The sequence below is a fragment of the Blautia schinkii genome, from assembly GCF_013304825.1.
Lineage (GTDB): Bacteria > Bacillota > Clostridia > Lachnospirales > Lachnospiraceae > Blautia_A > Blautia_A schinkii_B.
In genome coordinates, this window is record NZ_JAAWUO010000015.1 from 1 (window position 1) to 13,786 (window position 13,786).

Here is a 13,786-nt window from a genome sequence, read left to right on the forward strand (position 1 = left end):
CAAAACAATATATGGTGAAAGGATGTGAAAAAGTCGAGACAAAGTCTACTCGACGTAAATAATGAAGATGAAAAAAATTATAGCAACAGGTATGGCGTTTCTTGCAGCGATGACAGTATTTGCAGGCTGCGGAAGTGCAGGAAAAGAAGAGACAAACATTGCAGAAGAAGCTTCCACAGCAGGTGAAAATGAAAATCAGGAAGTCAGCATCAGCTCCGGTGAGAGTTTGACCATATCGGTTTCTGAACTGACGGAAAATGCGGCTTTTTATCCTCTAAACGTAGATGGTACAGAGATGGAAGTGATCGCAGTGAAGACTTCTGATGGAACGATCCATACTGCGTTTAACACCTGTCAGGTCTGCTATGATTCCGGAAATGGTTATTACAAACAAGAAGGTGATAAACTGGTCTGCCAGAACTGCGGAACCTCTTTTACCATGGATCAGGTAGGGGAAAGCGCAGGCGGCTGCAATCCCTGGCCGATCCTGGAAAGTGACAGGACACTTGCTGATGATGAGATCCAGATATCCTATGATTTTCTGAAGGATTCTGCCGATATTTTTGCAAACTGGAAGGGCGTATACCAGAGTTAAGGTGGCATTGACAGGAAAAAGAAAACATAATATAATAAACCCATTCCAAAAGAGGGAAAACGAAGCTGTTACAATAGAAAAAGTCTATTATAACAGCTTTTTTGTTACTGTTGACAAACAATTTTGCTTACAAAGAGGAGGCCTTTATGAACAAAAAAATCAAGACAGTGTTTTCGTATCTGATGATCATCATAGGGGCGATATTGGCCAGCTTTTCGGTTGCCTGTATCCTGCTTCCCAATGATGCCATTGATTATGGAACTGCCGGAATCGCCATTATCATAAGCAAGCTGACCGGGTATAATCTGTCACTGTGTGTATTACTTGTTTTTCTTCCGTTTCTTGTTGCCGGGATCATTCTGATCGGCAAATACTTCTTTGCGAAAACATTCGTGGGTTTTGTTGTCTATACTATAGGCCTGTCGTACTTTGAAAAAATTCCCTTTGAACTTAATACGGAGCATTTTATTGCAGTGGCTTTCGGCGGTGCGATCCTTGGCGTGGGACTTTCCCTGATCCTTCGAAATGGCGGCTGTATTGACGGCTCTGAGATCTTTGCTAATATTATTGTAAAAAAAATCTACAATCATTCCGGCAAGGATTACAGTATTTCCTACATATTAATTGCATTCAATGCCTGTGTATACGGAGCTGTGTTCGTTCTTCTTGACCGGGATTCTGCACTGTTAAGTCTTCTTGTGTATATTGTGGCAACTTCCATTATCGATCATTTCACTGATCATTTCGAGGCATTGAAACAGGTAACGATCATCACAAAAGATCCGGATGCCATTATCCACGATATCAGGGAAGAACTGAACAAAACCTGTACCATTATCAATTCTTCAGGGGTGATCGCAGGGGAAAACAAAACGCTGATCTGTTATGTGAATTATTTTGAGCTGCAGAAAGTGAAAGAGATCATTTCCAGAAATAAAGGATCTTTCAGCACTGTTTCAACCATTGATGAGATTCTGAGATAAGAGTTTACAATAAAAGATAGGCTTTTCTCCGAAAAAATGTTATCCTGTATAAGGATGAGGAAAAAACAAAGGAGAAGGATTATGAATTTATCAGAGAAATATGAATTTCGTTCCATACGCAGGGAGGAAGCAGAGCAGGTGGCAGAACTCGAGCAGATCTGTTTTCCTCCGGCAGAGGCGATAAGCAGAGAGGATATTATAGACCGGGTGGAAAAAATCCCGGAGCTGTTTCTTGTGGCAGAAGACCGGGAAACAGGAAAACTGGCAGGATATCTTACGGGCCTTGCAACAGATGAGGAAGTTTTTCAGGATAAATTCTTCACAGATGCAGATCTGAGCACACCGAATGGTAAGAACAATATGCTCCTTGGACTGGGAGTTCTTCCGGAATACCGTGGACAGGGACTTGCCAGAGAACTAATGATGCGCTATCTCGCCAGGGAGCAGGCAAGGGGAAGAAAGAGAGCAATCCTTACCTGTGTGGATGGTAAAATTGGAATGTATGAGAGGATGGGATTTCAATATATGGGAACTTCTGCTTCTGTTCTCGGAAATGCGAAATGGAATGAGATGGGGTATATTTTTTCATAGAAACCGATAAATGTTATATTTCAGATAGTATGAGATGTGCTGTACTGTAAAATATCAAAAGGTGAAATATTTGAACATTTTCATCAAAAAAGTGCATAGCAATGCGGAGATAAAAATGCTATATTGAGTGCATCAAAAACGTGCGAGAAAATATAATATTTGGAGGTAGACTGAATATGAGAAGGGTAGAAGAGGTTATTTATGTTGTACCGGAAGAGAGAAAAGCATTCCTTGAGAAACAGCTGAATCCATCAGAGAAGACACGTAAATTTATGTGGCAGCATGGAATCCGCAATCAGTTTTTCTATGAGCTGGAGGAATTCATTCTGATGACATTTGAGTATGTCGGAGATGATTTTTACAAGGATATGGCAGTGCTCAGTGCAACTCTTGAGGATGAAGGCTATTTTATCAAAGAGAGAAGAAGAGATGTTGCCCCGGGGCAGTTGAAAACTACCAACTGGTGGGCACCTCTTAAGATTCTTGGCAGCAATTTTGTACAGACACCGTTCTCAAGTGAAGAGGATGTTGAGGCAGATGAGCTTGCATCAGAGGCTAAGAACGGATGCATTCATGATGAAGATGATATCCGAAGCAATATTGCTTTTGATGCTGATGACTGGAGTGAATCCATTCATTTTTAAACAGATGTAACCAACTAACGGAATCCCTGAAATAAACATGATAAATCCCAGGACAGGCTCTGCTTTTCTTAAATGGAAAACAGAGCCTGTTTCCCATATCCGGATTGTAAAAAAACAGGCAGCATGGTATCATAAGGGCAGAAGAAAAAGGAGAGGCTAAATTAAGAAAGGAAGCGGAAACTATGTATCAGAAATTAATGACATGTCTGGAAAGTGTAAGAAAGAAAACAGATTTCAAACCGGAAATCGCACTGGTTCTTGGATCTGGACTTGGTGATTTTGCAGAGCGGATCCAGATCGAACAGATCATTAAATATACAGATATTGAGGGATTTCCGGTATCTACAGTAGAAGGGCACAAAGGATGCTTTGTATTCGGCTATGTAGAGAAAACGCCGGTTGTGATCATGCAGGGTCGTGTTCATTATTATGAAGGATATCCAATGTCTGACGTAGTTCTTCCGATACGTCTGATGGGGCTGCTTGGGGCAAAAAAACTTCTTCTTACCAATGCGGCCGGAGGTGCAAATCCATCTTTTCATCCCGGCGATTTTATGCTGATCACAGATCATATCACAACAGGAGTTCCAAGTCCTCTCATCGGACCCAATATTGATGAACTGGGAACAAGATTTCCGGATATGAGTGAAGTATACAGCCGCCGTCTTCAGGACGTGATCCGCAAATGTGCGGCAGAATGCGGAATCAAACTCCAGGAAGGCGTTTACGTGCAGTTTACAGGCCCTAACTATGAGACTCCGGCAGAGATCAGGCTTGCTCAGAGGTGGGGCGGAGATGCTGTTGGAATGAGTACAGCATGCGAGGCTATGGCTGCACGCCATATGGGAATGGAAGTCTGTGGAATTTCCTGTATCACTAATATGGCAGCAGGAATTTCGAAAGAGGCACTGAATCATGAAGAAGTGCAGGAGACAGCAGACCGTGTGGCAATATATTTCCGGAAACTGGTTGAGAAAGTTGTTGTGAATATGTGATCCTGCAAAAGAAAATCAGAATAAAAGGAAAAGAGAAACACAAATGATAACATTAAATGATTACCTGTATTCCGGAGATACACTTCTTCGGATACTGAAAAGATATATCCGGAATCTGAGAGCAGAAGCAAAAGAAAAGCACAATGAGATTGATCTGGTGCACTGTAATTTTCTGATTCAGATTCAGGAACTTCTGGAGCATAATGATTTCCTTACAGCCCAGTCTCAAAAGATCCGGGAATTTTATAAATATATGGCCGGAGAGTATCCGTTTCTTGCATTTACATTCAAAGGCAGGATCAAATCACTGATCCGTGCAGAGGAGAAATTCAACGGATATGTTGTGGAATATATTTATGATTATTATAAAGATCACGGGAAATATCCGTCTGTATCCCAGATCAAAGAACGGTTAAGTTGCTTTCGGGATTTCATTGCATACAGGATTGTTATTGCAATGCCGAGATGTCACCTGAAAAATGGAGAGAATGCACAGGATGAGGAACTCCATTATCTTTATGAGATCGCGAACGTGCTTCCTGGATTTCTGGAGGAGAGAGGATTTACCGCGGAGCCTGCCAGAGGCGTTCAGGAAAGTACTTCTCCATTGCTCAGCGAGGATGCAAAACCTTATTACAGAGACTATGTCTGTCATAATAAAGAGGATGATTATCAGTCTTTACATATTACATTTTATGATAACAGTTCCAGAAGCTACATGGAGGTGCAGCTTCGCACAAAGGATATGGACGATGTGGCGGAGATCGGTTCTGCCAACCATTTAAGCTACGAGAAAAAACAGGAAAGTGAACGCAGAAGAAGAGATGCGATTCCGGAAGGGGAATGCATCTATTTTGATGAGGCCTATGAGAGGGGCATGAAGCTTCTTGGACTGGATCTTGCAAAGCTGGATGTGAATATGTTCGGTGCAGTGAACAACAGCCTGATCAATGATGGCTGCGGGCTTTTCCGCGGAAGGATGATCCTTCCCTATGAGCATCTTTCACGTTTTCAGAATGATATCATTGACTGAAGAAAAACTTTCACGCGGATCCTTTTGTCTGCGTTTCTTATTTTAGGGAGATCAGAGAAGAAAACTATTGATAAAAGAAATCAGCACATTGCTGCGGAACGAATCATTCCATAACATTGTGCTGATTTCTGTTTCTTTATATTGTAATTACATATTCAATGTAGCTTCTTTTGCATTTTCTTTCTCAGGAAAGATATGTCTGAAGATGAAGCGTACGATCGGGCCGGCGTAGATCAGCTGCCAGAAAAATGCTACCGGGAAGTTCATAAAAGTTGTCTGCAGCCAGACGGCGATAAACTGATTTCCTGCATGCTTAAAGAAAAGTGTTGCAAAAAAGCTCATCATCGGACACATGAAAGCAACAGAAGCAACGGAAATCGCAAGGATCATGCTGAACGGATGGCAGCTGCGGAAATCTACCATGCGGCTTGCGCAGGCAAAAGCAAGCTTGGATACAATAAAGAAATCAAGAACAAATGCAATCGGTCCCATAAATGTCAGTTCATGAAAAGCGGAAAGGAAAACCTGATTTGTCATTGCACCTGTGTTCAGTACAATGTTGTAGCAGATCATGGCATAAACCATGAAAAATACCATGATAATAGTAAAAATAACTTCCTGGAATTTGTTTTTTGGCATAAAAAATCCTCCTTTAAAATGATTAAATAATAATGTAAACCTTAGAGCATGTGTTGTTCGTTAATCATTCAGGAGAATGTGCGTTTCCAATATATGACAGGATTTTTGTCATAAACCATATTCGATTTTTAACCAAATTATATTTGGTTACAGGTAAGCAATAAAGTGGCCGGCATATACTGCCTGACATCGGCGATTATATTATCATAACAGGGAAAGAGTTGTCAATACGTAAAATTTACACGATTTCTTTAAATATTCTGATAATACTAAAGGACGTAAATGAGAAAAAACAGACAATAACTCCTCTTGACTGCGAGAGTTAGATTTGATAAACTTATAACTGGTTAGCAGGTTCTAACTATTGCGTGAATAATTGTGGCGGGCCGTATCCCTTGACAATAACGGCCGGGCAGTATTTGCGGACAGGGCGAAAAGGCCGGACAGGAGGATAAATATCAAATGGAATATTTAGAGATCGAGAAAGTCATTGGAAGAGAGATCATTGATTCAAGAGGAAATCCGACCGTAGAGGCGGAAGTATATCTGGCAGATGGAACTATCGGAAGAGGAGCAGCACCGAGCGGAGCGTCCACAGGAGAATTCGAGGCACTTGAGCTGAGAGATCAGGATAAGAGCCGTTTCGGAGGAAAAGGTGTTTCCAAAGCTGTTGAAAATATCAATACAGTTATCAACAATGCGTTGACAGGAATGGACGCATCTGATATTTATGCTGTAGACGCTGCCATGATCAAGGCAGATGGAACAAAAGATAAATCCAAACTTGGCGCAAATGCCATTCTTGCTGTATCTATCGCATGTGCACGTGCAGCAGCAATATCCCTTGACATTTCGCTTTACAGATTCCTTGGCGGCGTGAACGGAAACAGACTTCCTGTTCCGATGATGAATATCTTAAACGGCGGTGCACATGCTGCAAACACTGTAGATGTTCAGGAGTTCATGATCATGCCTGCAGGAGCACCAAGCTTCAAGGAAGGACTTCGCTGGTGTACAGAGGTTTTCCATGCACTTGCAGCACTTCTCAAAGAGAAAGGTCTTGCAACAAGCGTTGGTGATGAAGGTGGTTTTGCGCCAGATCTTGGAAGTGATGAGGAAGCCATCGAGTACATTCTTGAGGCAATAAAGAAAGCAGGATATGAGCCGGGAAAAGATTTCGTTCTTGCAATGGATGCTGCATCCAGTGAGTGGAAGGGAAGCCAGAAGGGCGAGTATGTTCTTCCGAAATGCGGAAAGAAATTTACCTCAGCCCAGCTTGTTGAGCACTGGAAGAACCTGATCGAGAAATACCCGATTTACTCCATCGAGGATGGTCTTGATGAGGAAGACTGGGAAGGATGGCAGATCATGACAAAAGAGCTCGGCGGAAAAGTGCAGCTTGTAGGTGATGACCTGTTCGTTACAAATACAGAGCGTCTTGAAAAAGGTATCAGCCTTGGCTGCGGAAACTCTATTCTGATCAAACTGAATCAGATCGGTTCTGTATCTGAGACATTGGAAGCAATCAAGATGGCACACAAGGCAGGCTACACAGCAATTTCTTCCCACCGTTCCGGCGAGACAGAAGATACAACTATCGCAGATCTTGCAGTAGCACTGAATACCTGCCAGATTAAGACAGGAGCACCGTCCAGAAGCGAGCGTGTTGCTAAATATAATCAGCTTCTCCGCATAGAGGAAGAGCTTGGTGAGGCAGCTGTATATCCGGGATTCCAGGCCTTCAATATTAAGCGATAATTCAGAAAGCTGCAAAGAATAACATATTTTTGAAAAAGGTGCGCTTTGGCGCATCTTTTTTTGGCAAAAATAAGGTTGCCAGATTTGTAAAAATGGTATATTATGTTTTACAGCCGCGTGAAAAAATATAAAATTGAATATTGGAGATGCTATGAAAGAATACGTAAATACTTTTCTGCATTACAGGTTTCTTTTGAAAGAACTTGTAAAAAAAGGAATCAAACTGAAGTACAGACGTTCCTATCTTGGTATCGTCTGGTCCCTTTTGGAGCCATTGCTTACCATGATGGTACTGACGATCGTGTTTGGTACTCTGTTTGGAAATAAGGATAAGACATTCCCTGTATATATCCTTACCGGACGTCTGATGTACAGCTATTTTTCAAGTTCCACAACACGGGCTCTGAAATCAGTCAGGGCAAATGCGGGAATGATCAAAAAAGTTTATGTGCCTAAGTATATTTACCCGTTGTCAAGTGTACTTTATAATTATGTGATCTTTTTGATTTCATTGATTGTGTTAGCTATCGTCAGTGTTGTATTAGGAATACAGCCTACTATTTACATGCTGCAGATACCAGTTGCACTGATATTGCTGCTGCTGCTTTCATATGGATTTGGAATGATACTTTCTACTATCGGTGTCTTTTTCAGAGACATGGAATATTTATGGTCAGTAGCGTTGATGATTATTATGTATACATGTGCGATTTTCTACTATCCGTCTAAACTCTTAAAAAGTGGATTTTCATGGATACTGAAATTCAATCCTCTGTATTGTACAATCAGCATTTTTCGTTCCGCTATGTTTGGCGAGATGATGAATATGCATTATTTTGCATATGCACTGGGATTTAGTGTAGTGTCGATTCTGATCGGAATGATCTGTTTCAAAAAGAAGCAGGATGAATTTATACTTTATATATAATTGCGGATCTACAGGAGAGAAAAATGGGAAAACCGGCAGTTGTAGTAGACAATGTGAGTATGAAATTTAATCTCAGCAAGGAAAAGGTTGATAACCTGAAAGATTATCTGATTAAATTCATAAAAAAAGAAATTAAATATAATGAATTCTGGGCTCTTCAGAATGTGAATTTTGAAGTCCAGAAGGGAGACCGTGTTGGAATCCTGGGACTGAACGGAGCTGGAAAAAGTACTCTGCTTAAAGTAATCGCAGGTGTATTCAAGCCTACTGAAGGCAAGGTTATCAGGAATGGAAGACTGGTACCGCTTCTTGAACTTGGGGCAGGATTTGATCCACAATATACAGGTCGTGAGAATATTTACCTTTATGGAGCAATGCTTGGATATTCCAAAAAGTTTATTGAAGAGAAATTTGATGAGATCGTTGAGTTTTCAGAGCTGAAGGAATTTATTGATGTACCGATCAAGAACTATTCTTCCGGTATGAAGGCGAGACTTGGATTTTCCATTGCAACGCTGATATCACCGGACATCCTGATTCTGGATGAGGTACTTTCCGTAGGAGATGCCAAATTCAGGAAAAAGAGTGAAAAAAAAGTTCTCAGTATGTTTGATAAAGGTGTGACTGTTTTATTTGTATCACATTCCCTGCAGCAGGTACAGCGCCTGTGCAATAAGGCGATGATCCTGGAAAAGGGAAAACTGATCGCATACGGTGATATTGATGAAGTTTCAGAAAAATATGAGAAAATGATTGAGTGATCGAAATTAAACAAAAGGGCAGGAATGCCCGACAGGCAGATAGCCAGACAATTTGCAGAAGTTTATGCAAAGGTCTGGCTATTGTGTTATGATATCGTGAAAGAACAGGGAGGAAAAATAATGACTTTACAGCAGATTCTTGAAGAAGTAAAAAACGGACAGCTCTCTGTGGAGCATGCAGAAAACCTTCTGAAAAAAGAAGGATACGAAGAAATGGATTATGCGAAACTGGATACCACAAGGAAAGAGCGTACCGGTTTTGCAGAAGTAGTTTACTGTGCGAGAAAAGCAGACGAACATCTTCTGAACATTTATCAGAAGCTTTATAAAGAGGATGGGGAGGTCTTTGGCACCAGGGCATCCCAGCATCAGTATGAGCTGGTGAAAAGTGTTCTTCCCCAGGTTGTCTATGATCCTGTTTCCGGGATACTGAAGATCGAGAAGGAAAGGAAACGTATCGGAAAAGTGGCAGTTTGTACAGCAGGAACTGCAGATATTTCTGTTGCCGAGGAAGCTGCCCAGACAGCAGAGTATTTCGGAACTCATGTGGAGCGGATCTATGATGTGGGAGTCAGTGGCATGCACAGGCTTTTTTCCAGGCTGGATACGATCCGGAATGCAAACTGTGTTGTTGCAATTGCCGGAATGGAAGGAGCACTGGCCAGTGTGATAGGTGGTCTTGTGAAACGCCCGGTGATCGCAGTTCCTACATCTGTAGGATATGGAGCCAGCTTCCACGGACTTTCGGCACTTTTGACCATGATTAATTCCTGTGCCAATGGAATTGCAGTAGTAAACATTGATAATGGATATGGTGCAGGATATCTTGCAACACAGATCAACAGACTTGCGGAGGGAAAATAGATGAAAAATAAATTATATCTGGAATGTACTTCCGGAATCAGCGGAGATATGGCAGTTGCCGCGCTTCTTGACCTGGGTGCAAGCAGGGAGAAACTTAAGAAAGCTTTAAAGAGTCTTCCTGTAAAAGGTTTCGATATTAAGATCAGCCGTGTGGTGAAATCCGGGATCGATGCCTGTGATTTTGATGTAGTGCTGGATAAAGAACATGAGAATCATGATCATGATATGGGATATCTGCATGGACACGAGCATGGAGAGCATAGCCGTGAACATGAAGAAGCACATGCCTGCAGGGCAAACCATCATCATGAGACAACAGGGTATGTCCATGAGCATGAAAACCATGATACTCATGCACATGCAGCAGAATCACATTCCCATCACGGACATCATCACCATGAGCACCGCGGACTTAACGAGATCATGGCTATTATTGATCATGCAGACATGACAGACCGTGCCAGATCTTATGCGAAAAAAATCTTTACCATCCTTGCCACAGCAGAAGCGAAAGCCCATAATGTACCGGCAGATCAGGTGCATTTCCATGAGGTAGGTGCAGTGGATTCCATTGTGGATATTCTTTTCGTGGCGGTGTGTATGGATGATCTGGACGTGGAGGAAGTGATCATTCCGAGACTTTGCGAGGGAAGCGGAACCATCCGCTGTCAGCACGGAATCCTTCCGGTGCCTGTTCCGGCAGTAAGCAATATTGTAAGTGCCCATCATCTGAAGCTGCATATCACGCCAGTTCAGGGCGAACTGGTGACACCTACCGGTGCAGCCATTGTGGCAGCATTTCTTACATCAGAGAAGCTTCCGGAAGATTTTACAGTGGAAAAGATCGGTATCGGAGCAGGCAAGCGCCAGTATGAATGCCCGGGCATCCTCCGTGCCATGCTGATCCGGGAAGCAGAGAAGAATACAGAGATACAGAAGTTTTCAGATACAGAATCCGATACGATTATCAAGCTGGAATCAAATATTGATGACTGCACAGGAGAAACTCTCGGCTATGTGATGGAGCTTCTTTATGAGGCAGGAGCCAGAGAAGCTAATTACATGCCTGTATTTATGAAGAAAAACCGTCCGGCATGGCTTCTCACAGTTATCTGTAAGGAAGATCAGGTTTCCGGGATGGAGAGGATCATTTTCAAAGAGACCACAACCATTGGGATACGCCGTCAGAAGATGGAGCGCACTGTCCTGAAAAGAGAAAAGAGAACAGTTGTAACACCACTGGGAGACGTAGAAGTAAAAGTATGCATCTTTGATGGCCAGGAATATATTTATCCGGAATATGAAAGCGTAAAAAAACTCTGTAAAAAAACAGGAGTTTCTTACAGGGAAGCTTATCATATGGCTGTTTGCGGATAGCGTTTTTTTCTATTGACACATTTTCAAAAAAACTATATAAATGTATATAGAACAATCATTGCAGATAAAAAGGCAGTGATGCAGTAAGGCGGAAGCAGGAGAATGATTTATGGCGGTAACGATACAGCAGATTGCAGAACGGGCAGGGGTTTCCAGAGGAACCGTAGACAGGGCATTGAACCACAGAGGACGGATCAATCCGGAGGTAGCAGAGAATATTTGCCGGCTGGCAGAAGAGATGGGCTATGTGCAGAAAGAACGGAAACGTTCCAGAACAGCGAAAGATCAGCAGGTAAAGATTGGAGTTGTCACTCAGCTGGCAAGATCTTCCTTTATGCAGGAAGTGAACAGAGGCATTGAGAAAGCCGCTCAGGAGCTTAAGGAGAAAGGAATCCAGCTGATCCTGAAAGAAGGGTTGTCTGTTGATGAGGAAGAACAGCTTCAGGCGATTGAAGAGCTGGAAAAAGAAGGGATTCGAGGCCTTGCAGTGATGCCTGTGGACAGTGAGGCTGTCCGCGAGAAGCTGAATTCTCTTATTGAAGAGAAAAATATTCCGGTAGTAACTTTCAACTCTGATATTGTTGGAACTAGAAGAGCATGTTTTGTGGGGATGGATAACCGCAAGAGTGGCCGTACAGCAGCAGGTCTTCTGGGAATGCTTACAAGAGGCAGCGGCAAGATTCTTATTATCACCGGATATTTCAGCAACCATGTTGATAACCAGCGTGTGGATGGTTTTGTAGAAGAAGTTAAGAAAGCTTTTCCGCATCTGGAGATTGCAGGTGTTCACGGAAGCTTCGATGAGGCATCTGAAGTGGAGCATATTATAGAGAATTCCATGATGAGCACATCAGGGATCAGCGGGATCCTGGTGGTATCCGGCGGCCAGGCAGGTGTTGGGAAAGCTTTTGAAAAGCTAAGACTGGATCGCAGGCCTTATGTTGTGATCTATGACCAGACACCGAAGAATGAACGCGCCTTAAAAAATGATTCTGTTGATTTCCTGATCGACCAGAATGGATATGTCCAGGGCTACGAACCGCCAAGGATCCTGGCGGATATCCTGACAAAAGGTCAGGAACCGGAGAGAGAATATCTTTTTACAGATATCAAGATCAAAACCAAATATAATCTGTGATTATAAGTTGCATTAAGTGAAAGATCACGTAGGAAAAATAGGAAAAAGTCTGCAGAATAAAAACTGCAGGCTTTTTTTGCGCTTTAAAAGAGCGGGGAATCATGGGGATTATAGCACTCACAGAAATTATTATAGTTAAACGGATATTCGCAATAGAAACAGGGGGCTTTAGGTATATGCCTGAAATGCGTGCTACTGGCGTGCTGTAATTTAAAACACGCAAAAGCACATATCAACAATATCTACTTTTACCAAAATAAAACCCATAAAATTGTACAGAATAACAGAAAACGAAGAAAATACAAAGAAGTACTTGCTCAATTTTAAAAAGAATGCTATATTAACATCATAAGGAAACACGCAAGAAAGCACGCATAACAAAATAAAGCACGCAAGTAAGTAAAAAACAATCATCAAACAAAACGGAGGTAAGATCATGAAGTATATCGAATTTGATGAATCCAGACCAATGGACCTGGTACTCCTTGGAAGAGTTGCCATTGATTTCAACCCTGCTTATAACGACCAGGTGAAAGAAGAGTTCAAGCCCCTGAAGAAGGTACATATGTTTGAGAAATTCGTAGGAGGCTCTCCTGCAAACATCGCTGTAGGTGTTACCAAACATGGCATGAAAGCAGGATTCATCGGAAAGGTTTCTGATGATCAGTTCGGTGAGTATGTTGTAGATTATTTTAATGAGAGAGGAATCGATACCTCACAGATCACCAAATGTACAAACGGAGAGAAACTGGGACTTACCTTTACAGAGATGCTTTCTCCGAAGGAAAGCAGCATCCTCATGTACCGTAACCGTATCGCAGACCTGCAGCTTCATGTAGACGACATCCACGAGGACTACATCAAAAATGCAAAAGCGATTCTCATCTCCGGAACTGCTCTTGCGGAGAGTCCGTCCAGAGAAGCAGCGATCAAAGCAGTTATGCTTGCAAAGAAAGTAAACACAAAGATCATCTTTGATATCGATTACAGAGAATACAACTGGAAGAACGCAGATGAGATTTCCATCTACTATTCCATCGTAGCAAAAGAAGCAGACATTATCATGGGCTCCAGAGAAGAGTTTGATCTTACAGAGAAGCTGATCAAAGAGGGCATGACTGACGAGGAGAGTGCAGCTTACTGGCAGGCAAAAAATGCAAAGATCGTTGTCATCAAACACGGTATGAAGGGTTCCACAGCATACACAGTTGACGGACAGAAGTTCAGCATTAAGCCTTTCCCGGTTGATGCAAGAAAAGGCTTCGGCGGCGGAGACGGATATGGCTCCGGATTCCTGTATGGACTGTACCAGGGCTGGGAGATCATTGACTGCCTGGAGTTCGGTTCCGCAGAGGCATCCATGATGGTTAAGAGTAACAACTGCTCCGATTCCCTTCCGGGACCGGATGAGGTTCACGCATTCATTAAAGATGAAAAAGAAAAATTCGGCGAAATGATCGCAAGAGTATAAAGAAAAGGA

The 13,786-nt window shown here is 42.3% G+C and carries 14 protein-coding genes; 13 read left to right on the forward strand and 1 reads right to left on the reverse strand.

The window, feature by feature from the left end:
- Positions 1-67 precede the first annotated feature (67 nt).
- From HFM85_RS11855 to HFM85_RS11880, 6 genes are all read left to right on the forward strand, one after another.
- The gene (locus HFM85_RS11855; RefSeq protein ID WP_173738395.1) at positions 68-595 is read left to right on the forward strand and encodes a DUF2318 domain-containing protein; all 528 of its coding nucleotides are present in this window, start codon (positions 68-70) and stop codon (positions 593-595) included.
- Positions 596-741: 146 nt separating this feature from the next.
- Positions 742-1,578 (forward strand): YitT family protein, encoded by an 837-nt coding sequence (locus HFM85_RS11860; protein WP_119240602.1) that lies wholly within the window; start codon positions 742-744, stop codon positions 1,576-1,578.
- Positions 1,579-1,659: 81 nt separating this feature from the next.
- Entirely contained in the window at positions 1,660-2,169 is a 510-nt protein-coding gene (locus HFM85_RS11865; RefSeq protein ID WP_173755404.1) for a GNAT family N-acetyltransferase, read from the forward strand.
- A gap of 176 nt (positions 2,170-2,345) precedes the next feature.
- Complete coding sequence (locus HFM85_RS11870; RefSeq protein ID WP_173738397.1) at positions 2,346-2,813, forward strand: hypothetical protein; 468 nt, start codon at positions 2,346-2,348, stop codon at positions 2,811-2,813.
- A gap of 182 nt (positions 2,814-2,995) precedes the next feature.
- Positions 2,996-3,808, forward strand: coding sequence for a purine-nucleoside phosphorylase (locus HFM85_RS11875; RefSeq protein ID WP_173738398.1), 813 nt, complete (start codon positions 2,996-2,998; stop codon positions 3,806-3,808).
- Positions 3,809-3,851: 43 nt separating this feature from the next.
- On the forward strand, positions 3,852-4,841 hold the full coding sequence (locus HFM85_RS11880) for a nucleotidyltransferase family protein (protein ID WP_173738399.1): 990 nt from the start codon (positions 3,852-3,854) through the stop codon (positions 4,839-4,841).
- Positions 4,842-4,988: 147 nt separating this feature from the next.
- Here HFM85_RS11880 and HFM85_RS11885 read toward each other — a convergent pair whose 3' ends face one another.
- Positions 4,989-5,480, reverse strand: a complete 492-nt coding sequence (locus HFM85_RS11885; RefSeq protein WP_173738400.1) for a DUF2798 domain-containing protein — start codon at positions 5,478-5,480, stop codon at positions 4,989-4,991.
- Positions 5,481-5,942: 462 nt separating this feature from the next.
- On the opposite strand from HFM85_RS11885, the gene eno reads away from it, so the two are divergent.
- From eno to iolC, 7 genes are all read left to right on the forward strand, one after another.
- Positions 5,943-7,238 (forward strand): phosphopyruvate hydratase, encoded by a 1,296-nt coding sequence (eno, locus tag HFM85_RS11890; protein ID WP_173738401.1) that lies wholly within the window; start codon positions 5,943-5,945, stop codon positions 7,236-7,238.
- A 151-nt stretch (positions 7,239-7,389) separates the two neighbouring features.
- Positions 7,390-8,166 (forward strand): ABC transporter permease, encoded by a 777-nt coding sequence (locus HFM85_RS11895; RefSeq protein ID WP_119240596.1) that lies wholly within the window; start codon positions 7,390-7,392, stop codon positions 8,164-8,166.
- A gap of 23 nt (positions 8,167-8,189) precedes the next feature.
- Complete coding sequence (locus HFM85_RS11900; RefSeq protein ID WP_119240595.1) at positions 8,190-8,927, forward strand: ABC transporter ATP-binding protein; 738 nt, start codon at positions 8,190-8,192, stop codon at positions 8,925-8,927.
- A 120-nt stretch (positions 8,928-9,047) separates the two neighbouring features.
- Positions 9,048-9,791, forward strand: a complete 744-nt coding sequence (gene larB / locus HFM85_RS11905; RefSeq protein ID WP_119240594.1) for a nickel pincer cofactor biosynthesis protein LarB — start codon at positions 9,048-9,050, stop codon at positions 9,789-9,791.
- Positions 9,792-11,168, forward strand: a complete 1,377-nt coding sequence (gene larC, locus HFM85_RS11910; protein WP_173738402.1) for a nickel pincer cofactor biosynthesis protein LarC — start codon at positions 9,792-9,794, stop codon at positions 11,166-11,168.
- A gap of 109 nt (positions 11,169-11,277) precedes the next feature.
- Positions 11,278-12,306, forward strand: coding sequence for a LacI family DNA-binding transcriptional regulator (locus HFM85_RS11915; RefSeq protein WP_173738403.1), 1,029 nt, complete (start codon positions 11,278-11,280; stop codon positions 12,304-12,306).
- Positions 12,307-12,742: 436 nt separating this feature from the next.
- Complete coding sequence (gene iolC, locus HFM85_RS11920) at positions 12,743-13,777, forward strand: 5-dehydro-2-deoxygluconokinase (protein ID WP_173738404.1); 1,035 nt, start codon at positions 12,743-12,745, stop codon at positions 13,775-13,777.
- Positions 13,778-13,786: the final 9 nt, after the last annotated feature.

What these genes read in the sequence shown, in the direction of transcription:
- HFM85_RS11855 (WP_173738395.1), top strand. Translation starts at nt 68, where the DNA reads ATGAAAAAAATTATAGCAACAGGTATGGCGTTTCTTGCAGCGATGACA.
- HFM85_RS11860 (WP_119240602.1), top strand. Translation starts at nt 742, where the DNA reads ATGAACAAAAAAATCAAGACAGTGTTTTCGTATCTGATGATCATCATA.
- HFM85_RS11865 (WP_173755404.1), top strand. Translation starts at nt 1,660, where the DNA reads ATGAATTTATCAGAGAAATATGAATTTCGTTCCATACGCAGGGAGGAA.
- HFM85_RS11870 (WP_173738397.1), top strand. Translation starts at nt 2,346, where the DNA reads ATGAGAAGGGTAGAAGAGGTTATTTATGTTGTACCGGAAGAGAGAAAA.
- HFM85_RS11875 (WP_173738398.1), top strand. Translation starts at nt 2,996, where the DNA reads ATGTATCAGAAATTAATGACATGTCTGGAAAGTGTAAGAAAGAAAACA.
- HFM85_RS11880 (WP_173738399.1), top strand. Translation starts at nt 3,852, where the DNA reads ATGATAACATTAAATGATTACCTGTATTCCGGAGATACACTTCTTCGG.
- HFM85_RS11885 (WP_173738400.1), bottom strand. Translation starts at nt 5,480, where the DNA reads ATGCCAAAAAACAAATTCCAGGAAGTTATTTTTACTATTATCATGGTA.
- eno (WP_173738401.1), top strand. Translation starts at nt 5,943, where the DNA reads ATGGAATATTTAGAGATCGAGAAAGTCATTGGAAGAGAGATCATTGAT.
- HFM85_RS11895 (WP_119240596.1), top strand. Translation starts at nt 7,390, where the DNA reads ATGAAAGAATACGTAAATACTTTTCTGCATTACAGGTTTCTTTTGAAA.
- HFM85_RS11900 (WP_119240595.1), top strand. Translation starts at nt 8,190, where the DNA reads ATGGGAAAACCGGCAGTTGTAGTAGACAATGTGAGTATGAAATTTAAT.
- larB (WP_119240594.1), top strand. Translation starts at nt 9,048, where the DNA reads ATGACTTTACAGCAGATTCTTGAAGAAGTAAAAAACGGACAGCTCTCT.
- larC (WP_173738402.1), top strand. Translation starts at nt 9,792, where the DNA reads ATGAAAAATAAATTATATCTGGAATGTACTTCCGGAATCAGCGGAGAT.
- HFM85_RS11915 (WP_173738403.1), top strand. Translation starts at nt 11,278, where the DNA reads ATGGCGGTAACGATACAGCAGATTGCAGAACGGGCAGGGGTTTCCAGA.
- iolC (WP_173738404.1), top strand. Translation starts at nt 12,743, where the DNA reads ATGAAGTATATCGAATTTGATGAATCCAGACCAATGGACCTGGTACTC.